Genomic DNA, 24,965 nt, shown 5'->3' with positions numbered 1-24,965 from the left:
AAGATGCAGCGGTCATCGCCATGAATGAGGCGCAACGAGTCTCGATCACACTATAAAATGCTTGACCATGCTATTCAGCTCGCTGGCCAAGCCCGCAAGTTCCCGGCTAGAGGCCTGGCTCTGATTGGCCCCGGCCGAGGCCTGCTGGGAAACATCACGGATATTGAGCAGGTTACGGTCCACTTCACGAGCAACCTGGGATTGCTCTTCGGTGGCACTTGCAATACACAGATTGCGTTCATTGATCTGGGCAATGTCGGCTACGATGGCGTTGAGTACTGCGCCTGCCGCACGGGCAACCTCCAGGGTCTCCCGGGTTTTACCATTGCTGCTGTGCATGGCTCGCAGAGTGCCGTGGCTGCTTTTTTGCACCGAGCCGATGATGCTCTCGATCTGTTTGGTCGAGTCCTGGGTTCGTTGTGCCAAGGCCCGGACCTCGTCGGCCACCACGGCGAAACCCCGTCCACTTTCGCCCGCGCGCGCCGCCTCGATCGCCGCATTCAAGGCGAGCAGATTCGTTTGCTCGGCTATACCGCGAATCACATCCAACACCGAGCCGATATCAGCTATCTGGCCTGCCAAGGTTTGCAGGGCGCTTGCGGTATCCTCGATCTCCCCGGTCAATGATTCAATCGCACCGACAGTACGGCTGACACTCTCCTGGCCCTGGCGCGAACGCTGGTCTGCTGATTGGGAAACCTCCGAGGCCCAGGCGGCGTTACGCGCGACGTCTTCGATCGCCCCCGTCATTTCGGTGACCGCAGTGGCGGCGTGATCGAGTTCAGCACTCTGGCGTTGCACACCACGGGTGGTGTCATCGGTTACTGCACTTAACTGAGCAGACGTCGTGGCCAGTCGTTCGGAAGAACTCAAAATTTGCCTGACCGTACTGCGCAGGTTAATTTGCATACGCTCAAGCGCTTGCAAAAGGCGCGACGCTTCATCCCTACCAACGGTATCCAGTGGTCGGGTCAGGTCACCCTCGGCGATACGCTCGGCTGCCGCCATCGCAATCGCCAACTGTTTAAGCAGTCGCAACACGATCAAGGTGGCCAAGGTGCCGCCAGTTAACAGCAGCGCCAGCAAACCTGCGGACATCAGGAAGAGGCTCTGCCGGGCACTGTCGCGGCGTTTCACCAGCGCCTCATCGAGTGCCGTCAACGCTGAACGGCCAATGGCATACAAGGCGTCAACAGGTTTGTTGTAAGCCGTGAGATAGTCGCCAACCGGGTAATTCAGCTTAAGCGCGTACAGGGCGTCGGTAGACTCGTTGTTCCCGGCGGTGTTTGCACTGGGCGCGAAACTCAGGTCCATTTCGACGGCCGATACCAATCGCGCATTGCTGAGTTCAAGCGCCTGCAAGATGTGCGGACCTAGTGCCGTTAGTGGCGCTTCCAACAGATTCTTGAGTTCGGGCTCGGCGGCACTCGCCTTGGTCAAGGCACGTGCCGTCTTGTCAACGCTGCTCAGCGCCTGGGTGGCCAAGCCACGCAGCGCACCCTGTTGCTCGGGCAGGATCCGGCCCTGCGCCAGATACATGCCGCCGGCGCCCCGTAACTGACCTAACAACTCGCTGGCTTGCGGCAATTCGATCAAGGCACCCGCCATCAGCGAGTAAGTCCCTAAAACTGGATCCAGGGACAGTTTGAAGTGATCGAGCATTGCGTCCTCGATCAGCAGATAGGCTGCGATCAACTGGCTGTGCTGGGCCAGACTCTGCGTGCCCTTGACTGTGGACTGGCCAACCTGGCCGGCCAATTCTTGCCATTGATGCTGCGCCTGTCGCCAGGCAGCAAAAATGGTGGGGGCGACTTGGGCTTCCTGTAAAACGTGCTCGGTTGCCTCGACGGCGCGATCCACTTCGGCCTGCTTATCCTGACGGGCTTTGTTGAAGTCCCGATTGCCGGTTAGTACAACGGATGCCAAATCGCGATGCTGCTGCGTCAAGTGGATTAACTGGAGCAACGCCTGCACCGGCCGTATGCCGTGCAGCTCCAGATTTGTCTGGCGGCTATTCTGGTACGCGCCCAGTACGTAGAGGCTGGTTGGAATGGCAATCAGGGTCACGGCGAGTAACCCGAGCAAGACAAACTTGCCAGAGAATGACAGGCGCTCAAGCACTTTCATGGGGGAACTCCGGAAGGGTTGCGAGTGGCTGGCGGTTGTTCTGAATAGGCGCAGTCAAGCCTGGGAAGTCTTTCTCAGCACTTCCCACACTCAGTACGGTGGGTGGTGAACTCAAGCTCGGGACGTCACGCGTTCCTGGACGCCATGCCATAACGGGGCCATATGCGCGGTGAGCGAGCGTTCGGAGCAGGCAAACGGAGCACTAAAGCCGCATCGACCCCAACAACCCTTGCAGAAAGTGCTCGCCGGCTTCCATCTGGCTGATCTCGATGAACTCGTCAGGCTTGTGTGCCTGTTCTATCGAGCCAGGGCCACAGACCACCACCGGCACATCTAGGCGTTGTTTGAACAACCCGCCCTCGGTGCCAAACGAGACTTTGGCAGTACCGGTGTCCGGGGCAGCGAAGTTTTTCAGAAAACGCACCGCTTCGACGCTCGGATGAGTATCTAGGCCCGGATAGACATTCAGGGTCTCAATTTCGATATCTGCCACGCTGGATAGCTTTTTGGCTTCGCGCACGATCACTTCCGCCCGCTCGCGCATCTGCTCCAGGAACTGATCCAGGTCGTCTGCCGGCAAGTTGCGCACTTCGAAATCCAAAGTGCACAGGTTCGGCACAATGTTCAGCGCCTTGCCGCCGACAATCTGCCCGACATGCACGGTGCTGTAGGGCACGTCGTATTCGGCATCCTGAGCACCCTGCTCTTGCAGTTGTTGCTGGCCCTGACGCAGCGCGGCGATGAAATCGCAAGCCACGTGTATCGCATTGACCGAGCGCGGTGCCAGGGAGGAATGGGCTTCCAGGCCGCGACAGAAAGAGCGGTAAGAACCCTTGCCCTTGTGCCCAAGCACAAACTGCATATTGGTCGGCTCACCAATGACGCACAAAAACGGCCGCACCGGCGCCAGATGCAACACATCCAGTAAGCGTCGAACACCCACGCAGCCGATTTCTTCGTCATGGGACAGCGCCAGTTGCAACGGCCGACTCAACGGTTGATCGGCGCCGTCGAGCATGGCGTCGATAGCCAGCGCGACAAAGCCCTTCATATCGCAACTGCCGCGGCCATAAATCCGTCCGTCCTGCACGGTCGCCTGAAACGCTGGAAAGGTCCAGGCCTGCCCCGCTGCCGGCACCACGTCGGTGTGCCCGGACAGCAAAATCCCCGGCACTTCCCGCGGACCAGTGCTGGCGAACAGGTTGGCCTTTTTGCCGCTGGAGTCCTTGACGATCAGCGACTCGATGCCCTTGGTCAGCAGCAGATCGCGCACGTACTCAATCAAGGCCATGTTCGATTCCGAAGAAACGGTTTCAAAGGCCATCAGGCGTTTAAGAATGTCCAGTACACGCGGCTTCATGAGGCCTTACTCCGATGCTCGACTGAAGAGGCGAACCGGTTGATGGAAAACGGCAAAATCGACGTGCTGGTGCTGCCGGTGCTGATCAGCTCGGCCATCACGTCGCCGACGCCCGGGCCGAGCTGGAAGCCGTGACCGCAGAAACCGAAGGCATAAAACAATCCATCGACGGTGCCGCTGGGGCCCATCACCGGCAGGGAATCAGGCAGGTAACCTTCGATACCACTCCAGACCCGGATGATGTTCAGCTTCTCTGCTCCTGGCAGCAGGCGCTGCATTTGCCGCATCTGGTTGAGCAGGCTCTCCGGCTTGAAGTAGGCCCGCCGGTTGAGCATGTCCGGTTTGCTGCGGTAGCCGCCACCGATGACAATGTTGCCGCGAGGGATCTGGCGAAAATAGATCACTTCCTCGGGAATTTTGGTGTATACACCGATCACTGTCGGCAAGGCGTAGGGCACCGGTTCGGTCACGGCCATTTGCGGGCCGTGGGTGTCCAGCGGTACCGGTTCGCCGAACTGGGCCGACAGTTTCTGGCCCCAGGCGCCTGCGGTGATCAACAGCTGGGCGGCGCTGAACTGGCGGCCGTCGGTAGTGGTGATGTTGAACTCGCCACTGACCTTCTGCACTTCGGCAACTTCCGTTTTTTCTTCGATCCGGGCCCCGAGACGACGGGCCGCCCGGGCAAAGGCCGGCGCTGCCAGACGTGGGTTGGCGTGGCCGTCGTGGGGCGCATAGGAGCCGCCCTTGACCTCCGGGCCGAGGAACGGAAAACGTTCGTGCAGCTCGGCGCCACGAAAGATTTTCAGGTCCAACTGCGCCGCCTCGGGGGCCGCGGCGTAGGCTTGCAGTTCGGCGATCTCGTCCTCGCGGTAACACACGCGCATATGGCCGCTGGCGATGAACTCGAGGTCGTCGTCGATCAACTCCGGCAGTCGTTTCCACAACGCCCAGGAACGGTTGGCCAATTCCAGCTGACCTAAATAGCGGCCCTGACGCCGCACGTTGCCGAAATTCACACCACTGGCGTATTGACCAATCTGGTCACGTTCCAGCAGGATCACCGACTGCCCGCGTTGACGCAGGAAAAACGCCGCCGCCGAGCCCATCAGGCCGCCACCGACAATCACTACATCGGCTTTCTCTATGGTCATGGCGACACCTCCTCGGTGAGCATCGAAAGGGGTTTTACCGGGGCCTGGCCGCGTTGCCGGCCTACTTGTTGCACACTGACGCCGGCGGCCGCGGCAATCACTTCGGCCCCGGCCTGGGAGCAATAACGGCCCTGGCAACGGCCCATGCCGACCCGACTGAAGGCCTTGGCCCGGTTGACTTCACAGGCGCCCTTCTCGCTGACAACCGCACGCAATTCACCGGCGCTGATCATTTCGCAACGACAGATGATGGCGGCATCCGGCAAAGCTTTGGCTTGCGCCGCCGGCCAGGGAAACGCCTGGGCCAAACCGAGGCGAAACTGATCCATCACCGCCAGGGCGTGGCGTTGCTCGTCGCGTAATCCAGCGTTTACTGGTTGCTGCAGATCTTCCAGCAGCGCTATGGCCACCAATCGCCCCGCATGCTCGGCGGCATCGGCACCGCGAATCTTCGAACCGTCTCCGGCCGCGTATACACCGTTGACCGAGGTCCGGCCTTCTTCATCGGTGGCCAGCCACCATTGGCTGGAGGCCTCGTCGAAGCGCAGGCGGCAACCGGCCAGATCGGCCAGTTGCGTTTCCGGGCGCAAGTGATAACCCAGAGCCACGGCGTCGCAGTTGACCGTCAGGGTTTCCCCGCGCGCCGTGCTGACCCGTACGCCACTGACACCGCTGGCCGCATCACCGAGCACTCGCAGCGGTTTGATCCCCAGGTGCACCGGGATTTTCGCCTGATACAGCTGCGCCAACAGTTTCATCCCGGTGAAGAGCAATCCGGGACGCGCCAGTAGTTTGGGCATGGCAAGGATGCGTTTGCTCAGCGGCGAAGTGTCGAGCACTGCCGCGACCTTAGCGCCCGCCTTCACATACTGACTGGCAACCAGGTACAGCAACGGCCCGCTGCCCATGAACACCACGCGGTGACCGATGGACACCGCCTGGGACTTGAGCGCGATCTGCGCCCCGCCGAGGCTGTAGGTGCCCGCCAGTTGCCAGCCTTCAATCGGCATCAAGCGGTCGGTAGCACCAGTGCATAGGATCAGTGCGTCGTACTCCACTGTCGAGTGGTGGCCCTGGCTGACGCAGTACAGTTGCCCCGGTGTCAGGTTCCACACCAGCGTGTCCGGGCGGTAGTCAATCCGTTCACGCAGGCGATCAAAACTTTCGTGCAGGTCCCGGGCCTTGGCGGCTTCGGTGCCGTACAGCGTGGCGTAATCCCGGGTAAAACCTTCGGGCTGGCGACGGTAGATCTGCCCACCATCCCGGCGATTTTCATCGATCAGGATGGGCTTGAATCCAGCGGAGACCAGGGTTTCGGCACAACGTGTACCGGCCGGCCCGGCACCGACGATAACGACTCGATGAGTGCTCAGCCGCGCAATGGCCATATCGCCTCCGGTTGTGTGGTGACAATGTCCAGGCCTTCACGGACCTCATTGGAACAGGCGCGTAGACGCTCGCCGCTGCGAGTCCAGACCCAACAGTCCTGGCAGGCTCCCATCAGGCAGAAACCGGCGCGCCGACCCGGATCGAATTCCGATTGGCGCAACGCCGAGCCCTGAGTCAGCAACGCGACCATCAGCGTGTCGCCCTGCAGCGCCTCGATGGGCATGCCGTCTACCTTCAGTTTGACAGTGGGCCGGCCCTGTTCGGCCAGCCTGACGAAGCGCCCGTTCATGCATAGGCTCCCACGATCATACTGTTTGAATCCTGCTGAGTTTTCAGCAACTCGGTACTGTCGTGATGGCAAAGGATTTCACTACCGCCAACAATCATCCGACGTTGCGGCGCAACGCAATTGCACAGACCGTCAACCCGCACCGGGCAGCGATTGAGGAAGGTGCACAGCCCTGGCACATTGGCCTTTGCACCGATGGGCGGCAGCGTGCCGCAGGCCGTTGTTCCGCAGCTTTCGAGCCAGCCTTGGCGCAACTCCGGCACCGAATGGATCAGCAGGTCGGTGTAGGGATGGAAGGGCGCTTCGGCGTACGATTGTCGAGTACCAGCCTGAACCTTGTAGCCGCTGTACATCACCACAATGTCATCGCACAGCGCGCGGACGGTGGAGATGTCGTGACTGATGAACAGGTACGAAACTCCCAGCTCCTGACGCAGGTCTCGCAGCAGTTCGAGAATCGCCGCGCCAACCACGGTGTCGAGCGCCGAGGTCACCTCATCGCACAGAATCAGATCCGGTTTGGCCGCCAAGGCCCGAGCCAGATTGACCCGTTGCTTCTGCCCGCCGGACAGTTCGTTTGGACGACGCTCAACCATCGTGCGCGGCAAACGAACGAGATCTAGCAACTCGCCGATACGCTCGCGCAAAGCCGCCCCCTTGAGACCGAAATACATCTTCAGCGGGCGACTGAGAATAGTGCCGACACTGTGCATCGGGTTGAGTGCGGTGTCGGCATTCTGGAAGACCATTTGAATGCGTCGGAACTGCTCGTCGGTGCGCGACGACAGGCTGCCACCCAAGGGTTTTCCATCGAAAGTCAGACCGCCGAGAGCGGGTTCCAACAATCCGGCCACCACCCGTGCCAAGGTCGACTTGCCAGAACCCGACTCACCGATCACGCCGATGGCCTGGCCTCTGCGAACCGTCAGGTCGATATCTTCCAGCACGCGAATGGCCGGCATGCCTTGCGCGTTCTTGTTGCCGTAACCGGCGGTCAGGCCCTGGATGGTCAATAAAGGAGTGTCTTCAGCGATGCCGCAAGGCGGACGAATCGTCGTGTCCGGCCGCGCCGCCGCCAATAAACTGCGGGTGTATTCGTGGGCCGGGCCTTTGAGCAAGGGTGCCGTGGCGCTCTGTTCGAAGATCTCGCCACCATTGAGCACCACGATCTGATCGGCCATCTGCGCGACCACGGCCAGGTCGTGGGAGACATAGACCGCCGTCGCGCCACGTTCGTGGACCACCCGTTTGAAAGCCCGCAGCACGTCGATCTGGGTCGTCACATCGAGTGCCGTCGTCGGTTCGTCGAGCACCACCAGCAGCGGATCGCTGATCAGCGCCATGGCCGCCATCACCCGTTGCAGTTGTCCGCCGGAGACTTGATGGGGGTAGCGCTGGCCGATGCGATCGGGGTCTGGCAGGGCCAGGTCGCGGAACAACTCGATGGCCTTGGCCTCAAGCACAGCCCGGCTGCCCAGGCCATGAATCAATGCGCCCTCCACCACTTGGTCGATAAGCTTTTTCGCCGGGTTGAACGCCGCCGCGGCGCTCTGAGCGATATACGACACACGGTTGCCGCGCAAGCCTTGCAGCTCGCTTTCGCTCAACGCAAGCATGTCGTGTTCACCGATTTGCACCACCCCGCCTGACAACCGACAACCACGGCGGGCATAACCGAGCAGAGCCAGGGCAATGGTGGTCTTGCCGGAGCCGGACTCACCGATCAACGCCAGCACTTCGCCTTTCTGCAGGGAGAAGCTCACGCCCTTGACGATTTCCACCTCACCGAGCTCGCCACAGGCGACCACACGCAGGTCCTGGACTCGAATCAATTCGCTCATTTCAATGGCCTCCCGAACGTCGACTACGTCGCAACGACAGCCGGTCGATAAACAAATTCACACCGATGGTCAGGGTGCCGATGGCCAACGCCGGAATCACGATGGCTGGCGCGCCCTGATTGAGGCCGCCGATGTTTTCCCGCACCAGCGAACCGAGGTCGGCATCCGGCGGCTGCACACCCAGGCCCAGGAAGCTCATGCCACTGAGCAGCAGCACGATGAAGCCGAAGCGCAAGCCCAGGTCCGTCAGCACCGGATTGAGCATGTTCGGCAGGATTTCCACGCAGGCGATGTACAACCGACGCTCGCCGCGAGTACGGGCCACTTGCACGTACTCCAGGGCTTCGATATTTACTGCCATGCTGCGGGCGATACGGAATGCGCCGGGGGTGTAGCTCAACACCGCCGTGCAGATCAGCAAGGTGACCGAGGAGCCGAAGGCCGAGACCATGATCAGCGCCAGCATCTTGCTCGGGATCGAAATGAAGGCGTCCATCAGGCGACTGATCAACTCATCCAGCCACTTTGGTGACACTACCGACAGCAACGCACAGCTGGTCCCCAGACTGCTGGCCAACACCGCGGCCACCAACGCGAGGCCGACGGTGAATCGTGCACCAACGAGGATGCGGCTGAGCATATCGCGGCCCAGGTAATCGGTGCCGAACGGGTAAGCAGCGCTCAGGTTGTCGAAGACATTATCGGAGACCACTTCCCCCACCGGATGCGGTGCCAGCCACGGGCCGAAGAAGGCCACCAGCAACCAGATCACACACATCGCTGCGCCGACCAGGCCGAGCCAGGACGATCCGTGGGAGTCTTTGCCCAACGCCAGTGCGGACGCCGCAGGTGCGGATTTCACAATGAGATTGTTCATTGGTTTCTCAGCCTCGGATTGGAAAGAATCGCGCACAGGTCGGCAATCAGCACCAACGTCAGATACGCCGTACAAAACAACATGGTGCAGGCTTGAACCAGTGCCATGTCGCGGTTGGTCACGGCATCGACCATCAGGCTGGCGATGCCGGGGTAGTTGAAGATCGTTTCAACGATCACCACCCCGCCCAACAGATAGGAAAGGCTTAAGGCAATGGCATTGGCGATCGGCCCGATGGCATTGGGCAAGGCATGGTGCAGGACGATCCGCATCTTGCTTACACCTTTGAGCCGGGCCATTTCCACATAAGGGCTATCGAGCTGATCGATCACCGCCGCCCGGGTCATGCGCGCCATTTGCGCGACAATCACGCAGCACAGCGTCATCACCGGCAACGCGTAAGTGCGCATGAATTGCCAGGGTGAAGTGATGTCACTGGCGTAGGACAGCGCCGACAACCAACCCAGGTTTACCGCGAATATCAGCACCGCCAGGGTCGCGACCAGAAACTCCGGTACCGCCACCATGGTCAAGGTGAAAAAGCTCAGGAAGCTGTCGATGCGCCCGCCCCGTCCCATCGCCGAACCGATGCCCAGGATCAACGCCACCGGCACTGACACCAGCGCCGTGGCGGCCGCCAGCATCAGGGTGTTGGGCAGACGCCCGGCCATCAAGTCACTGACCGGCACGGCATTGGACACCGACTGCCCCATGTCACCGCTAAGCAGGCTCATCAACCAGTGCAGGTAACGCAACACACCGGGCTGATCCAGCCCCATTTTCAAGCGCAAGGCTGCCACTTGTTCCGGCGTGGAGAACTGCCCCAGAGACTGTTGCGCCGCGTCCCCCGGCAGCACCGCCGTGATGGCAAAAACCACCATGGACACAATCAACAAGGTCACGGTCGCCGCGCCCAGGCGCCGGCCGATCAACCACAGTGTGTTGCTATTCATTACCCAATCCTCATGCAATATCGATGCAGCAAAAAACCGACTTCATCAAGCGTCCAGCCAGACCTGCTCGGCGAACATGTAGCCCATGAACCCTCCCAGGGGATTGGTACCATAGCCTTTGACCCGCTGGTCGACGCCATCGATGTTGCTGATGAACACCGGGATGCCGATACCGCAGTGGTTATGCACCAGGGTCTGCATGTCGGCGTACATCTTGCCGCGCTTGGCCTCATCGGTTTCACCGCGAGCTAGCACCAGTAACTGGTCGAACTGCTCGTTCTGCCAGCCCGACTCGTTCAAGGGCGCTTTTGACTGGAAGAACTGCGAGAACATCACGTCGGCATTGGGTCGCGGGTTGATGTTGCCAAAGCTCAGCGGATGCTTCGCCCAGTGATTGGACCAATAGCCATCGCTCGGCACGCGATTGACGTCAAGCTTGAGCCCGGCCTGTTTGGCTGACTGCTGCAACAACACGGCGATGTCCACCGAACCAGTGGCGGCCGGCGATGCCACCAACGGCATGCTGATGCTTTCCATGCCAGCCTTCTTCAGCAGGAATTTGGCTTTTTCCGGATCATAGGCTCGCTGCGGCAGGTCGGCATTCAAGTAGCGCGCACCGGGTGCGATCGGGTGATCGTTACCGATCCTGGCGTAGCCACGGAATATCGCCGACTTGATCTGTTCCCGGTCCAGCAAGTGTTTCATGGCCTCGGTGAACTCCGGGCTTTTGCCCGGCAGTTGGTCCTGACGGATGATCAGGTCAGTGTAGTTACCCGATGGAGAGTCCACGACCCGATGAGTGGTGGCGGCCTTGATGCGAATTGTCGAGCGCGGGTTCACCTCGTTGATGATGTGTACGTCGCCCGATAACAACGCGTTGACCCGTGAGGGTTCATCGGCAATGCCGATGAATTCGATTTCGTCGAGGTAGGGCAAACCGGGTTTCCAGTAATCGGTGTTGCGCACGGCAAGCGACCGAACACCCGGTTTGAACTCCTTGACCTTGAATGGCCCGGTACCAACGCCCTGGTTGAAGTCGGTGGTACCTTCGGGAACGATCAACAAATGTGAAACCGCGAGAATCGACGGCAACTCGGCGTTTGGACCGCTCAGGCGGATATGCACTTCGTGGGTGCCGTTGGCCTTGACTTCGGCGAACTGCGACGCCAGCGTCAGGACCTTGGAACCGGTCAGCGGATCCTTGTGGCGCAATAGAGAAAACACCACGTCGGCGGCTGTCAGCGCCTTGCCGTTGTGGAAGGTCACTTCCTTGCGCAGGGTGATCACCCAGAGCGTTGCGTCACTGGTGTCGAGACGCTCGGCCAACTCCAGTTGCGGCACCATATGGCTGTCGAAACGTGTCAGGCCGTTGTAGAACATGAACTGGCGAACGTAATCGGTGGACGATGAGCCTTTGGCCGGATCCAGGGTATCGGAGGTGGAGGAGGTCTGACCGGCGACGCGAATCCGTCCGCCCGGTTTGCCTTTGCCAGGGGTTGCGGCTTCATCGGCAAACAGCTTGCCTGCAGCGCCGAACAGACTACTGGCGCCCGCGACAGCCACCCCGGCCAACCCCAGCATCTGCAATGCATTGCGGCGTGACATGCCGCGATTGAGTCCTTCGAAAACGCGCAGACTTTCTTCACCGGTGATCAACTGGGCGTCGATATTGTTTTTATTGTCAGTCATGTCAGTTCTACCTTTCGTCAATGATAAGGCTCAAGTGCTGGCGATTAAGCGCAGCGTGGTTGAAACGTAAAGCAACTCCATGAACTCAGTGCAGGTAGTCCTGCAGGCGGTAATACGCGCCTACCACGGGCAGGAACCAAGGCTTGCCGAAATGCCCAGGAATGGCCGGCCAATCCAACTCCCGCCATGGGTTGGCTTCGACTTTACCGTCCATGACTTCAGCCATGACCTGCCCCATGTGCACCGACATCTGCACGCCATGGCCGCTGTAGCCCATGGAGTGGTACACACCGCCATGCTGGCCGGCACGCGGCAGCCGGTCGGAGGTCATGTCCACCAGTCCACCCCAGCAGTAATCGACCTTAACCTGGGCCAACTGCGGGAACATCTGAACCATCGCCGCCTGCAGCACCTTGCCGCTCTTGGCGTCGGAATTTCCGCCGGACATGGCGAAGCGCGCCCGACCACCGAACAGCAGGCGATTGTCTGGGGTGACCCGGAAGTAGTTTCCGATCATGCGGCTGGTGACATAGGAGCGCCGCTCCGGCAGCAGTCGGTCAAGCAGTGCCTCAGAGAGCACTTCGGTGGCAATGATAAAGCTGCCCACCGGCACGATCCGCCGCCGGTACCAGCTCAGGCCGCCATGCTGACAGGCACCGGTCGCCATCAGGACTTGTCCGGCCTGCAGGCTGCCTCGGTTGGTATCAACCCGGTAACCGCCGGCGCTGGCCTTCCAGCCCTGAACGGTGGTCTGCTGGTAGATAAGCGCTCCATGCCGCGCCGCGGCCTCGGCCAGGCCGACGCCAAAACGGCCGACATGCATCTGCACTCCGTTGCGCTGCAAAAGGCCGCCGTGAAACTCGGCTGAATCTACTTCGGCGCGAATCTGGGCGGCGGACAGCAACTCGACGTCAGCATCGACTTCCCGGCGGATCAGCTCGCAGGTCCGCGCCAGCCCTTCATAGTGCAGGGGCTTGGCTGCCAATTTGAGCTTGCCGCTGCGCCTGAGGTCGCAGGCGATGCTCTCCTGCTCGACCAGCGTGACCACGGTCTGCACTGCGCTTTCGTAGGCCCGATAATAGGAACGCGCCCTGTCGGCACCCAGGCTTGCGCTAAGCGCGGCGTAGTCCTGGGCGACCCCGGTATTACAATGCCCACCGTTGCGCCCGGAGGCTTCACCGACCACCCGCCCGGCCTCCAGCACTGCCACGCTGGCCCCCTTCAGGGCCAGCGCACGGGCTGCCGACAGGCCCGTGAAGCCTCCGCCAACGACCACCACGTCGACCCGCGCTGGCAGCGGCTCTGTTTGCGTACCGGTGAACACCGGTGCGGTATCGAGCCAGTAAGATTCACTGTGCATGTGCAACCCCTTGCGCCTTGAAATGGATCAGAGGCCGACCAAGCCAGCCAACCCACCGATATCGGAGATTTGGCGGTAGCTGTAGCAGGCATTGCCCGGCTGTTCGTGTCCACGGGCGACGAAGGCCTTGTTCTTGATCTTCATGTCCTCGGCCGGCATCAGGTCGTAACGGAAGCTCGAAGAGACATGGAGGATATCTTCAGGACCGCAACCGAGGTTGTCGATCATGTATTCGAAGGCCGCCAGGCGCGGCTTGTAGGACTGAGCTTGCTGAGCTGTGAACACCTTGTGGAAGGGTACACCCAGCTTGTCGACGTTGGACATGATCTGCTCGTCCATTGCGTTGGAGAAGATCACCAGGGGGATCTTGTCGGCGATCTTCGACAGACCCGCCGTCACGTCGGCATGCGGACCCCAGGTCGGCACGGCATCGTAGTAAAGTTGACCCTCACCGCGATATTCGATGCCCCAGCGTTTGCACAGCCGCGACATGGCAGTCTTGAGGATTTCATCATACGGTCGCCAGTCACCCATCACTTGATCCAGGCGATAAGCAGTGAAATCCTTGACGAACTGATCCATCTGCTCAGGGGCAATACGATCGGCGAACAGTTCGCGCGTCAACGGTCCCATCTGGAAGTTAGTCAGCGTGCCGTAGCAGTCGAACGTAATGTACTTGGGGCGCAGAAAGCTCATTTTGGATAGTCCTCTTTTATTGTTAAGGGCATGAGGGGCCAAGCAGTTACACCGCTTGGAAAGCATCAGTGCAACGCTGCATCACGGATTTATTACAACACCACTAGGCCATCCATATATCGTTAAAAATATGGCCTAGCTGGCATAAACCACTGTTTTACAGATCGGCCTCAGCAGACTTTGCGGGAAGCTCCAGACTCGGGCGCTCCCCACCCATGTTTGCGTCTTTATGGTCAGTTATGGTGCGCCGACGAGCCACGCACAACGGAACGTGCAGCAGAGTCTAAGCCTGGCGGAACGAGAACGGGCGCATCCTCTGGACGCGCCCGCTGATTGTGTTGCGAAGAGGAGCTAGGGCCAACTACCTGTCGGCCTGTGGCTGTAACATTGACCCACATCGTTCCGGGTTCCAGGCGCCGGATACTCAAATTAGCGCTCACCGTGCTAATGATGGCCTCAGCCGTTTTATTCCACTTGAACGGCTTGGCTGAATGCTCGTTGTGAACCTCGATAAATTGGAGGATGGTCGCCTTCAGGTCGGCGACGCTGATGAAAGCGCTCCAATACAGCGCTCTCTTTCTAGTTGTGCAAACCAGCCTTCCATGGCATTCAGCCAAGAAGCGCTGGTCGGTGTGAAGTGCAGACAGATATTGCACTAACGGGAGGTGATAGGGTCGGGAACAACATTGTCATCGGTGACGGCTACCGCAGCAAACGGGACATGCTCAACCGGCGGACCTACTTCCGCCGGAAAGCCTGCGCAACCAAATACAGCGCCTGCTGCCGGTAGCCGAGAAGCTGGGCATCATCCGGGTCTGGAGTGGCATCTCTCCGCAATCGCGCGGCTCAATCAAGCAGTTTGCTCCGGTGACTCAGGCCTTGGGCTAACGATCACCGCCGCCAAAAAGTGGCTTGGCCAGACGCATTACTGAAGTAAACGGGTCCGGTTACGTTAATGCAAGGTTAGCCCGGCAAATACAGCAGATTATTCCTTTCAAACTTGAAGAACGGCACATTTTGCCTGGGTCGCTTTGTTAGTTTTATTGCCATGACACGGCATAGCGATGTGCTGGTCGCCACGGCGATGTCCTGGTGATTCCCCCCAGACCACCCTCTGCTGCTCGCAATGCCTATTAGCGCTCTAAGGAGCTCGTTGTATGACCACACAATCTTCGAATAGCTACAGCGTTGATCCACAAACGTCTCACAAGTTTTATATCAACGGTTGTTGGTCTTCCCCAGCAATCCCGGCCAGTTTGCCGGTGGTCAATCCGGCAACTGAAGAGGTTGTTGCGCACGTCGCGCAAGGGTCCGCCGAGGATGTTGATCGGGCAGTCGCCGCGGCTCGTGCAGCATTGGCTGGTTGGTCTGCCACCTCGACAGCATCGCGCGCGCTTTTCCTGGGAAAAATCTACGACCTCATCCTTGAACGAAAAGAACAGCTTGCGCAGGCGATCTCTCTGGAAATGGGCGCTGCCATCGGTTCCGCACGGGCCATGCAAGTGCCTCTTGCAGCCGAACATGTACGGGTCGCACGTGATCTGCTGTCCACCTATCGTTTCCAAACCGTTGAAGGCAGCACCGCGATTGAACGCGAACCGATAGGCGTTTGCGGTCTCATCACGCCGTGGAACTGGCCGCTTTATCAAATCACCGCAAAAGTCGCCCCGGCTATTGCTGCCGGCTGCACAGTGGTCCTGAAACCCAGCGAACTGTCACCTCTGAGCGCCCTCCTCTTTGCACAATTGGTACATGACGCAGGCCTTCCACCGGGCGTGTTCAACCTTGTGAATGGAAGTGGTTCCGAGGTCGGCGCAGCCATGGCGGCGCACCCTGATATCGATATGATTTCGATCACCGGCTCAAACCGCGCAGGCGCACTGGTCGCACAGGCGGCCGCCCATACGGTGAAGCGCGTCACGCAAGAGTTGGGCGGCAAGTCGCCGAATCTAATGCTGCCCGACGCCGATTTCACCAAAGCCGTCCCACTGGGCGTGATGTCTGCGTTTCGCAACGTCGGACAATCCTGCAGCGCCCCGACAAGAATGATCGTTCCAAAAGACAGACTGGCAGAGGTCGAATCGCTGGCCGCAGCAACCGCCAATGCAATCATCGTGGGTGACCCGCGTTTGGAAGAGACGGTACTCGGTCCCATTGCCAACGAGGCCCAGTTCAATCGCGTGCAATTAATGATTGAGGCTGGCCAGAATGAGGGCGCAAAACTCGTGTGCGGCGGACCCGGACGCGTACAGAGTTATGAAAAGGGCTTCTACACCCGACCGACTGTTTTCTCCGAGGTAGATTCCGCCATGCGGATCGCCCAAGAAGAAATTTTTGGTCCAGTGCTGTGCATCATTCCCTATGAGACAGTCGATGAGGCGATCGCTATCGCAAACGACACGGTCTATGGGCTGGGCGCCCATGTTCAGGCTCAGAACCTGGATCTTGCACGTGCCGTTGCCTCTCGTATTCGCGCCGGACAAGTGCACCTGAATTACCCTGCCTGGGATCCAATGGCTCCATTCGGCGGCTACAAGCGATCTGGTAATGGTCGTGAGTATGGTGTCTACGGTTTCGAAGAGTACCTGGAAACCAAGGCAATCATCGGATTTGGTGGAGTGTCAGGTACCCCTTCGCGCACGTAGACACGCTTGATCGGGCCATTGAGGCAACTCCTCGCAGCCAATATTGCAGCTCACAAATAATCCAACTGTAAGCCCGTGAGGTTGTTGTCTCACGAGCCTGCCCTTTGGCAACCGCCTCCTTCCACAGTCGCAGATAGCCAGCATGACAGACCCCTATGAGGGGCACGGACAGTCATTGAAAATCTGGGGCGTCTCAATAGCGGTCAACCGATGCCGGGGCTTATCGATAAGAAACGTGGTTACTGATCATTACCTGACTTTAATTGAGGTTCGCATGCCCATTCAATTGGATCGAGTGGCAGACAGCCGCTCCTTTGCATCGCAAGTGGACGTTGTAGTCATAGGCGGAGGCATCATTGGTGTCTGCACAGCTTATGAATTGGCACGTAAAGGTTTATCTGTGTCACTCATAGAGAAAGGCTGCATTGGGGGCGAGCAGTCGGGGCGAAACTGGGGCTGGGTTCGGCAGCAAAATCGCGATTTATGCGAGCTTCCACTGGCGATGTACAGCGTTCAGCGGTGGGCGGAGATAGGCCTGGAGATAGCTGCCGATGTGGGATTTCGGCGCCAAGGGATTACTTATGGGACTGTGAATCCAGCAGACCTGGAGCGCTGGGAAAACTGGGGGCAGAGGGCCAGGGAGCATGGCTTCGTCAGCCACATGATTTCAGGATCTCAAGTTGCGGATAGACTCCCAGGCAGTAAAAGTCGCTGGCTGGGCGGGGTATGGTCGCCCGATGATGGCCGGGCAGAACCTGCCCAAGCGGCTCCGGCTATCGCAGGTGGCGCCCAGGCAATCGGCGTAGAAATACATCAGAACTGCGCAGCCCGAGGCCTGGATATCGTCAACAGGAAAATCGCAGGTGTCTGGACAGAACGAGGATTGATCAAGACTTCGGCGGTGGTCTGTGCAGGTGGAGCCTGGAGCTCCCGATTCTGCCGTCATCATGGCGTCGAACTGCCAGTTGCGAACATCGTTGGCACCGCAATGAGCACCTCGATTGCACCAGAGATTGTCAGCGGCTGCTTGAATACGCCGACATTCGCACTGCGCCGCCGCAACGATGGTGCCTACACTCTGGCAGTCCCTGGACATGGCCGAATGGAGCTCGCGCCTCAAGGCCTGCGCTATGCGACTAAGTTCTACGAGATGTATCGAGCCAAAGTGGCTAAGAAACTCAAAATCCGCGTAGGTAAAAGCTTTTTCAATGGACCAGAGGCTTGGGGCAGATGGGAGGTAGATGAAGTTTCTCCATTCGAGAAGATAAGAACGCTTAATCCCGCACCTGATAAAGAAATGATCAAATTGGCGATCAGCAATCTGCTTGCCGAGTTTCCGGCCTTTGCTGACGTAAAAGTCACTAACGCTTGGGCTGGTGTGATAGATACCACACCTGACATCGTGCCCATCATTTCAAACACTCCGGATCTTGAGGGACTGACCATCGCATCAGGATTCAGTGGTCATGGATTCGGGGTAGGCCCGGGCGCGGCTCGATTAGCCAGCGAGATCGTGACGGGGGAAAAGCCTTTCGTTGACCCAGCCCCGTATCGTCTAAGCCGATTCAGTGACGGATCAAGCATACGCCGCCCGGAAATGATGTAGTCCTGCCTAATAACGATCGATCGACACCCCGCTACACCTTCTCGCTGAATACCCGAGACGCGCCTCAGGTAACGACGTGGGCTACCGAAACGTCGACTTAACTATTGCTGATCAACAATGCCGTGAGCGCTTGTAAGCTCAGTACCACCATGCCGGTGAAGAGGTCGATTCCCGCTCATCGCCCTCAGTCCCACATAAAATACGGGGGTCAGGAACAGACCGAAGAAGGTGACGCCCAGCATTCCGGCAAATACCGTGACCCCCATGACATGACGCACCTCTGAACCTGCACCGCTTGAATAAAGTAATGGCAGTACGCCCATGATGAAGGCCACCGAGGTCATGAGGATGGGGCGCAGGCGAAGGCGGCATGATTCAATCGCTGCCTGAATTGGAGTGCGCCCTTCGAACTCCAGCTCGCGAGCAAATTCGACAATCAAGATGGCGTTCTTCGCTGACAACCCAACCAGTACCATCAAGCCAATTTGGGTAAAAATGTTGTTGTCTGCCCCAGTCAGCCAGACACCAACAAGGGCAGAGAACATCGCCATGGGAACAATAAGGATTATTGAAAAAGGCAATGCCAGGCTCTCATAAAGCGCCGCGAGTACCAGGAATACTAATAGCACGGCCAATGCGAACAACCACCAACCGGAGCTGCCGGCGAGAATTTCCTGGTAGGTCAGGTCTGTCCATTCAAACGCGATGCCCGCAGGCAGTGTCTGGGAGGCTATGCGCTCGACTGCCTCCCGCGCTTGACCACTGGAGTATCCAGCCGCGGCAGCACCACTGATATCGGCACTGGGGAAACCGTTGTAGCGCATGGCACGTTCCGGACCATACCCTGGACTGATCTTCAGAAGAGTCTCAAGCGGAACCATGGCACCGCTTGCCGAGCGTACTCGTAACGCAGCGATGTCCTCCGCCTGAGCGCGAAACTCGGCATCGGCTTGAGCTCGAACGGTGTACGTGCGCCCTAATTGAGTAAAATCATTGACGTACAAGCTGCCAAGGTAGATTTGCAGCGTGCTGAAAATATCACTGACTGATACGCCCAATTGCCGTGCCTTGATCCGGTCAACTTCCGCATGAAGCTGAGGAACATTGACCTGGAAACTGGAGTACATACCGGTCAGCTCTGGTGCTTGAGAACTTGCCGCGATGAAACGTTTTGCCGCGTCGTCGAGTGCCGGGTAGCCCAACGCAGCCATGTCCTCAAGCTGAAGCCGGAACCCTCCGGTAGTGCCCAACCCCCTTACCGGAGGAGGATTGAAAATAAGGATCCGAGCCTCAGGAATCTTCGCAAACTCGCGGCTCAGCGCTGCCGAAATGGCCCCGGCGCTGTGTGTTGCTCCTTTTCGCTCTGCGAACGGTTTGAGATTGATGAACGCGACCCCAGCATTCGAGCTATTGGTGAAGCCATTCACCGACATGCCAGGGAATGCCAGGGACGCACGAACATCCGGGTTTTGCAGGGCTATATCGCTGACCTGTCGCACCACCTTTTCGGTACGGTCCAGGGTAGCCCCATCGGGTAGCTGTATAACAGCCAACAGATAGGTTCGGTCTTGAGCAGGTACAAATCCCCCAGGCACCTCTCGAAATAGCAACACGGTAGCCCCGACCAGCAACAGGTAAACGGCCAGAAGCAGTCCTTTGCGTGACAACGCCGTTCGTACGTTTGAGCCGTAGACTTGTGCGCCACGCTTGAACACGCGGTTGAACGCTCGGAAGAAGCGCCCCAGAACCCGGTCCATGATCCGGGTAAGACGATCCTTTGGAGCATCGTGTTTTTTTAGCAATAGAGCGGCCAATGCCGGGGACAGTGTCAGCGAATTGAATGCTGATATCACCGTCGAAATGGCGATGGTGAGCGCAAACTGTCGGTAAAACTGCCCAGTCAAACCGCTACTGAATGCCAGTGGAACGAATACCGCGCACAACACGAGAGCAATGGCTATGATTGGCCCCGAAACCTCCCTCATCGCCTTATAACTGGCCTCTCTGGGTGTCAGCCCGGCTTCGATGTTGCGTTCCACGTTTTCCACCACGACGATCGCATCGTCAACCACTATCCCTATGGCCAGCACCAGTCCGAACAAGGTAAGGGTGTTAATAGAGAAACCGCAAGCCAGCAGGACAGCAAAGGTGCCTACTACTGAAACAGGTACCGCCAACAAAGGAATGATTGACGCGCGCCAGGTCTGCAAAAACAGTATGACCACCAGCACCACCAGTGCGATCGCCTCCAGCAAGGTTGTGGTTACAGCTTCGATGGATGCCGTGACGAACTGGGTCGGATCAAACACAATTCGGTAGGCCACCCCTTCCGGCATCCGTTGTTCCAGCTCGGCCATGATGCGCCGGACTTCGTTACCAATTGCCACGGTGTTGGAGCCTGGCGCCTGGGTCACAAGCAGCGCCGCAGCGGGTTGGTTGTTGAGCAGCGCCCTCGTAGCATATTCAGCACTGCCGAGCTCAATGCGAGCGACGTCGCGCAAATAGGTGACTGCACCATCAACACCGGTGCTGACAACGATGTTGCCGAACTCTGTTGTATCCCTGAGACGACCCTGTACGCTGATGGACATCTGTACAGAGACATCCGCTGAGTTCGGGCTGGCGCCGATAATCCCTGCCGCTGCCTGAATGTTCTCCTGACGGATAGCGGCAACCGCATCATTTGCAGTAAGCCCCCGTTCGCTCAACTTTTGAGGATCCAGCCAGACCCTCATCGCGTACTCCCCTGCCCCGCGAACCTGAACGCTGCCGACGCCCTCGATACGGGCAAGCCGATCCCGCACGCTAAGTATTGCGTAGTTATTCAGGTAGGCCATGTCATAACGTTCATTGGGCGAATACAGATGCACCACAAGTGTCAGGTCGGGTGTGCTCTTGATGGTGGTCACCCCTAGGCGCTGAACTTCTTCCGGAAGTCGAGACTCGGCCTGTGTAACGCGATTCTGTACTAACTGCTGCGCCAGATTAGGCTCCATGCCCAACTTGAACGTCACTGTCAGCGTAAGCAGGCCATCAGTGGTCGCCTGACTACTCATATAGAGCATGTCTTCTACGCCATTGATGGACTCCTCCAGCGGCATAGCCACCGTTTGAGCAATAACCTCCGGACTTGCACCCGGGAAACGGGCGCTGACCACAACGGTTGGTGGAACGACCTCAGGATATTCGGACACTGGCAACAACGGAATGGCAACCAACCCTGCGATGACGATGAGCAGGGAGAGCACGCCGGCGAAAATCGGACGATCGATAAAGAAATTCGAGATGTTCATAGAAATGCTCAGTGCGTCGTCGATGCGACGGAGGCGTCGTCTTTTGTAACTGGCTGCGTGACGACCAGCGTTCCAGGACGAACCCGCTGAAGGCCACCTACGACAATACTTTCTCCTCCGGATAGACCTTCTGTAACAATTCTCTGGTTGTCGACCAGCGAGCCAAGGGAGACCTGTTGGTAGCGGACTTTGTTGTCAGAACCGACCACCTGTACATAGCGTCGATCCTGATCCGTGCCAATCGCGCGCTCATCAACCAGTATCACCTCCTGAGGCTGGACCTGGCCCATCTGTAAACGGGCAAACTGACCTGGAGTGAGCCTACCATCAGCATTAGCGAAGACTGCCCGCATCCGAATCGTCCCACTTTGGGCGTTGATTTGGTTGTCGAGCATTTGCAGATGGCCTTGCACGACGTCAGATCCTTTTTCTTCTATCCGTATTGGAACGTCGGAAAGTTCATCGCGTTTCGACAACGTTCCAAGTGCCCGTAGTACCGCTTGTTCGTCCGCATCAAAACTCACATAGATGGGATCTACAGAGACGAGCGTTGTCAGTACCGGTCCTTCTGGCCCGGCAACAACAAGGTTTCCAGTGGTCACCTCACGTCGGCCGATACGGCCAGACACCGGTGCACGAATCTCGGTGAACCCCAGATTCACGCGCGAAACCTGCAAACTGGCTTGCGCGGCTTTCAACCCTGCCTCGGCCTCAAGATAATCATTCTCGCGCTGCTCCAGCAGATTCAGCGCAATGGCACGGGCAGGCCAAAGCTTGCGGGCCCGCTCTGCTTCAGCCTTCGTGTATGCAGCGCGAGCCTTGGCTGAGGCCGTTTGGGCCTCCGCTTGAGCGACAGCCGCTGCGTAAATGGCAGGATCGATCGTCAGTAGTACATCCCCCTGCTTGACGAGCTGCCCCTCTTTGAATCGGATGTCCTTTATTTGTCCAGCAACCTGCGAACGGATCGCCACCCGCTCAACCGCTTCCATACGCCCTGAGAATTCGTCCCAGGTACGAACCTCGCGTTTTGCCGCCTGAGCGATGACAACGGACACCGGTGAAGAAGCGACAGGACCTGGGGTAACTGTTTTCGAAGAATTAGCTGCATACCCGAACCAGACTGCGGCAGCACCCATCCCGGCAAAGGTGAGCAGCAGCAAGGGCTTGGCCGCGCTTGTCAGTCGAATGCTCATAAGGGTAGCTCCGAGAAAAATTCATGTACTGATCCCCAGGCGTCAGGCTGATGGCTTGAACCTATGGGCAATGGGTAAGTTTCGGAATGCATCTGAACGCAATTGGATAATCGGCAGAGCATTCAAGACTGCTACTGAGGATGCAATTTAGTGCGAGATAGCTGACGTCAAGGTGACTGACAACTGACGGGAAGCTGTCAAATATCCGTGGAATGCACCTAACGTGCAGGTGACGACCGTGGGGCCAGCGGAAATGGGCTGGAAGAGGGTTCACTGATCAGGGTGAAGCCAAAGGTATTCACCCCGCATTCACTGCGGGCAAAAACCTGGCCTCCGTGCATCGATGCCACCGCACGCACAATCGAAAGCCCAAGGCCATGATGCGTATCACTTCGGGCTCGGGCAGCGTCGGCGCGATAGAAACGTTCGAACAAGCGTTGAAGGTGCGTCTCATCAATCGAATCTCCCTGATTGGAAACACTCACTGCGACTTGGTTGACCTCTTGAATCAGGGAAATGGTGATTGTGCTTTGAGGATTGGCGTAACGCGCAGCATTTTGAAGAAGGTTAGCCAGCGCTCGGTGGAACAAGCGTCTATCTATCAGAATGTCCATATCTCCCTGGATCGAAACCTCAATACCTTTCCCGAGCAATGCTGGCTCCAGGTAGTCGACTGTCTTCAGAGACTCTTCATGCAATGAGACGTTGCTTAAGTCGGTTGCCCGCTGGCCACTTTCGGCACCGGCGAGGAATAACATGTCGTTGACGATGCCGCCCATGCGTTGCAGCTCCTCCAGGTTCGACTGCAGCAAATCCTGCAGTTCCACCAAGTCCTGCTCATGAGCCAGTGCAACCTGGGTCTGCACGATTAAATTAGTCAACGGCGTGCGCAACTCGTGCGCCACATTGGCATTGAAGCCTTCAAGCTGGCGCCAGGCGGCCTCCTGCCGGCTCAGGGCACCATTGAAAGAGATTGCCAGCTCATACAACTCACTGGGCAAGGCACTGGCGTCAAGACGTTGCTTCGAATGGCCCGGTGGCAGATTATTGGCCTGATGGCTGAGCATTCGCACTGGCCCCAGGCCGAAGCGCGCAACCCAATACCCGACCAGGGCCGCCAACAGCAGCCCCAGCAAGGAACTCAGGACCAGTGTCTTGGTGAACTTTCCAAGTGTTATTCCAAAGGGACTGTAGTCGAGGCCAATGATAAATCGCAGTTCTGGGCGAATGGTCGATGCCGGAATGGTTTTGATCATGAGGAATAGGGGGGGCTTGTCGGTCAGGTCCATGACTGCCGGACCATCGTGCCTTTTCGACCAGTCCTGCCCATCGGGCATGGCGCCACCGTAGATGTAACGCTCGTCAGAACCTAAAATCCAGTAACGCACGCGTTTGTCGGACGGCGTCAGATCATCCAGTTTATGCCGTATATAAGCCCATTCTTCGGCGGTCTGATACTTGAGAAGAATCGGGTCCAGCACAACGTGACGCAAGTTGAGCTCAGTGCTCATTTGCTCCTTGAGGGATTCCTGTAACGAATTGCGAAGCAAGATCGCACTCAGTGACATGATCAACACCACCGCCAACGCGAACATCCACGACAGCCTGGTGGCAATTGAACGTTTCATATCGGACGTGGCCGGCTCTGGCTAGGCTCGTCCCTGCTCTCCAAGACATACCCCATGCCACGCACGGTGTGCAACAACTTCGTCGAGTAAGGGACGTCGACTTTGCTGCGCACCCGTTTGATCGCAACCTCAACGACATTGGCGTCGCTGTCGAAGTTCATATCCCACACCTGCTCCGCGATCATCAGCTTTGACAGGATTTCCCCCTGATGGCGTGCCAGAAGGCTTAGTAAAGCGAACTCTTTAGCGGTCAGATCCAGTCTCATGCCTGCGCGACTAACTTTTCGGGCCTGCAAATCCACCTCAAGATCATCAATGCAGATGCAGGTTGGGTCTTCGGGGCCGCTGGATTGCCTACGAATGATCGCCTGGATACGTGCGACAAGTTCCACAAACGAAAATGGCTTGCCTAAATAGTCGTCAGCACCGTCCCTCAACCCCCGAACCCTATCGTCGACCGTCCCCCTGGCTGACAGCATGATGACGGGAGTTTTTTTCCTTTGCCGCAACCCTTCCAATACGCCATAGCCATCCTTGCCAGGCAACATGACGTCCAGAATGATGACCTCGTAGTCGAATTCAAGCGCACAATGCAGACCATCTATGCCGTTGCTCGCCAGATCCACGGTGTATCCGAGTCCTGTTAATCCACGGTGCACATATGACGAAGTCTTTTCTTCGTCCTCGATCATAAGTAGACGCATTCACTTAATCCTATATGAGCAGCCGTTTCACATCTTCTATCAAGCATTCGGGGCCAGCTAGCTTAACCGGAGAAAGCTGTCCCCAAACTGACCGCTGCCTGACATTTCATCAAATGAGCGCAATACTCAACTGCCTCGCAGAAAAGCTCTCGGGCAGCCCCGAT

Annotated in this window: 17 protein-coding genes and 2 pseudogenes; 3 read left to right on the top strand and 16 right to left on the bottom strand. The window is 58.2% G+C overall.

Features of this window, described 5'->3' with window-relative positions; translation table 11 throughout:
* Window positions 1–45: 45 nt before the first annotated feature.
* The 12 genes and pseudogenes from QOM08_RS12965 to QOM08_RS12910 all read right to left on the bottom strand — a co-directional run.
* Window positions 46–2,127, bottom strand: a complete 2,082-nt coding sequence (locus tag QOM08_RS12965; RefSeq protein ID WP_410479132.1) for a methyl-accepting chemotaxis protein — start codon at window positions 2,125–2,127, stop codon at window positions 46–48.
* Window positions 2,128–2,329: 202 nt separating this feature from the next.
* Complete coding sequence (argE, locus tag QOM08_RS12960; RefSeq protein WP_316913124.1) at window positions 2,330–3,487, bottom strand: acetylornithine deacetylase; 1,158 nt, start codon at window positions 3,485–3,487, stop codon at window positions 2,330–2,332.
* Entirely contained in the window at window positions 3,484–4,638 is a 1,155-nt protein-coding gene (locus QOM08_RS12955) for an FAD-binding oxidoreductase (RefSeq protein WP_316913123.1), read from the bottom strand. The genes argE and QOM08_RS12955 overlap by 4 nt, the downstream gene beginning before the upstream one ends.
* Complete coding sequence (locus QOM08_RS12950) at window positions 4,635–6,026, bottom strand: FAD/NAD(P)-binding oxidoreductase (RefSeq protein WP_316913122.1); 1,392 nt, start codon at window positions 6,024–6,026, stop codon at window positions 4,635–4,637. Before QOM08_RS12950 ends, QOM08_RS12955 begins: the two co-directional genes overlap by 4 nt.
* A complete protein-coding gene (locus tag QOM08_RS12945; RefSeq protein ID WP_150762746.1) occupies window positions 6,008–6,316 on the bottom strand; it encodes a (2Fe-2S)-binding protein in 309 nt (102 codons plus the stop codon). Before QOM08_RS12945 ends, QOM08_RS12950 begins: the two co-directional genes overlap by 19 nt.
* Window positions 6,313–8,157 carry an ABC transporter ATP-binding protein gene (locus tag QOM08_RS12940; RefSeq protein ID WP_316913121.1) on the bottom strand — a complete coding sequence of 615 codons (1,845 nt, stop codon included), beginning with the start codon at window positions 8,155–8,157 and terminating at the stop codon, window positions 6,313–6,315. Before QOM08_RS12940 ends, QOM08_RS12945 begins: the two co-directional genes overlap by 4 nt.
* Window position 8,158: 1 nt before the next feature.
* Window positions 8,159–9,034 carry an ABC transporter permease gene (locus QOM08_RS12935; RefSeq protein WP_316913120.1) on the bottom strand — a complete coding sequence of 292 codons (876 nt, stop codon included), beginning with the start codon at window positions 9,032–9,034 and terminating at the stop codon, window positions 8,159–8,161.
* Window positions 9,031–9,987: an ABC transporter permease gene (locus tag QOM08_RS12930; RefSeq protein ID WP_316913119.1), complete on the bottom strand. Its 957-nt coding sequence runs from the start codon at window positions 9,985–9,987 to the stop codon at window positions 9,031–9,033. Before QOM08_RS12930 ends, QOM08_RS12935 begins: the two co-directional genes overlap by 4 nt.
* Window positions 9,988–10,032: 45 nt before the next feature.
* Window positions 10,033–11,676 carry an ABC transporter substrate-binding protein gene (locus QOM08_RS12925; protein WP_316913118.1) on the bottom strand — a complete coding sequence of 548 codons (1,644 nt, stop codon included), beginning with the start codon at window positions 11,674–11,676 and terminating at the stop codon, window positions 10,033–10,035.
* A gap of 85 nt (window positions 11,677–11,761) precedes the next feature.
* A complete protein-coding gene (locus QOM08_RS12920; RefSeq protein ID WP_316913117.1) occupies window positions 11,762–13,036 on the bottom strand; it encodes an FAD-binding oxidoreductase in 1,275 nt (424 codons plus the stop codon).
* A gap of 27 nt (window positions 13,037–13,063) precedes the next feature.
* Window positions 13,064–13,732 (bottom strand): haloacid dehalogenase type II, encoded by a 669-nt coding sequence (locus tag QOM08_RS12915; protein WP_316913116.1) that lies wholly within the window; start codon window positions 13,730–13,732, stop codon window positions 13,064–13,066.
* Window positions 13,733–14,151: 419 nt separating this feature from the next.
* Window positions 14,152–14,375 (bottom strand): annotated as a pseudogene (locus QOM08_RS12910) (IS630 family transposase); the annotation flags it as partial.
* Window positions 14,376–14,414: 39 nt separating this feature from the next.
* On the opposite strand from QOM08_RS12910, the pseudogene QOM08_RS12905 reads away from it, so the two are divergent.
* The 3 genes and pseudogenes from QOM08_RS12905 to QOM08_RS12895 all read left to right on the top strand — a co-directional run.
* Window positions 14,415–14,584 (top strand): annotated as a pseudogene (locus QOM08_RS12905) (sarcosine oxidase subunit beta); the annotation flags it as partial.
* Between the two features lie 305 nt (window positions 14,585–14,889).
* Entirely contained in the window at window positions 14,890–16,377 is a 1,488-nt protein-coding gene (locus QOM08_RS12900) for an aldehyde dehydrogenase family protein (protein WP_316913115.1), read from the top strand.
* A 274-nt stretch (window positions 16,378–16,651) separates the two neighbouring features.
* The gene (locus tag QOM08_RS12895; protein WP_316913114.1) at window positions 16,652–17,983 is read left to right on the top strand and encodes an FAD-binding oxidoreductase; all 1,332 of its coding nucleotides are present in this window, start codon (window positions 16,652–16,654) and stop codon (window positions 17,981–17,983) included.
* A gap of 101 nt (window positions 17,984–18,084) precedes the next feature.
* Here QOM08_RS12895 and QOM08_RS12890 read toward each other — a convergent pair whose 3' ends face one another.
* From QOM08_RS12890 to QOM08_RS12875, 4 genes are all read right to left on the bottom strand, one after another.
* Window positions 18,085–21,276, bottom strand: a complete 3,192-nt coding sequence (locus QOM08_RS12890; RefSeq protein WP_316913113.1) for a multidrug efflux RND transporter permease subunit — start codon at window positions 21,274–21,276, stop codon at window positions 18,085–18,087.
* An 8-nt stretch (window positions 21,277–21,284) separates the two neighbouring features.
* On the bottom strand, window positions 21,285–22,469 hold the full coding sequence (locus QOM08_RS12885; protein ID WP_316913112.1) for an efflux RND transporter periplasmic adaptor subunit: 1,185 nt from the start codon (window positions 22,467–22,469) through the stop codon (window positions 21,285–21,287).
* A 218-nt stretch (window positions 22,470–22,687) separates the two neighbouring features.
* Window positions 22,688–24,097 (bottom strand): heavy metal sensor histidine kinase, encoded by a 1,410-nt coding sequence (locus QOM08_RS12880; RefSeq protein ID WP_316913111.1) that lies wholly within the window; start codon window positions 24,095–24,097, stop codon window positions 22,688–22,690.
* The gene (locus tag QOM08_RS12875; protein WP_316913110.1) at window positions 24,094–24,801 is read right to left on the bottom strand and encodes a heavy metal response regulator transcription factor; all 708 of its coding nucleotides are present in this window, start codon (window positions 24,799–24,801) and stop codon (window positions 24,094–24,096) included. Before QOM08_RS12875 ends, QOM08_RS12880 begins: the two co-directional genes overlap by 4 nt.
* Window positions 24,802–24,965 lie beyond the last annotated feature (164 nt).

Source organism: Pseudomonas sp. P105 (assembly GCF_032614175.1).
Taxonomy (GTDB): Bacteria; Pseudomonadota; Gammaproteobacteria; order Pseudomonadales; family Pseudomonadaceae; genus Aquipseudomonas; species Aquipseudomonas rhizophila.
This window is presented reverse-complemented; position numbering and strand designations above follow the sequence as displayed.